The following is a 602-nucleotide window of genomic DNA, read 5'->3' on the forward strand; positions in this document are numbered from 1 at the left end:
GATTAAGGCGACGCGAGACTGGCTGAATAGGTCTTTCAGTGCGTCTCGCTTAGCGTCGTCGTCGATCCCTTGAGAAGTTTCATCGAGCCACCGTTGCACGGCAGCCGGATATCCGTCGATACCAGATGATGCGAACTCCTGGAGCATTTCGATGATCGTGACGGTGTCGTCCTCATACCCATGCATGAAGACGTGGCCCATGTCCTTTTCGAGGCCCCTCGAGGCTCGGTGCTTGTAGTACAGTCCCGCGTTGTAGGTCGCGAGCAGATTATCGACATCGCCGAGRTCTTCGAGGTCCTTCACCGGGGTATATAACAGCCCGTGGTTCTCGACGTTGTTCTTCACGCGGCGAGCGAGCAGCTCGTGTGTTCGGTCCCTCGCATCGAGGCTCTCGACCAGGTCCCAGTACCGCGGATTGTGCCCGCGAAGCGACGTGCAGAACGGCATCGTGTCGAAAGGGATGCACCCGTAGTCCAGCTTCAGATTGGAGAGACGGGCGCAGCCATCCCAGTTGTATTGCAGCTTGAGGAACTGGTTGTGCATTGCCAGCATGAGGTAGCGGATAACGTTGTGCCCCGGTGCATTGTTGCGCACGATCTGTC

1 pseudogene is annotated in these 602 nt (G+C 57.6%); it reads right to left on the reverse strand.

The features are described 5' to 3' along the window. Positions 1 to 602, reverse strand: a pseudogene (locus AC1DWT_RS51765) (helicase); the annotation flags it as partial.

It is taken from the genome of Rhodococcus sp. P4_B6, from assembly GCF_056402215.1.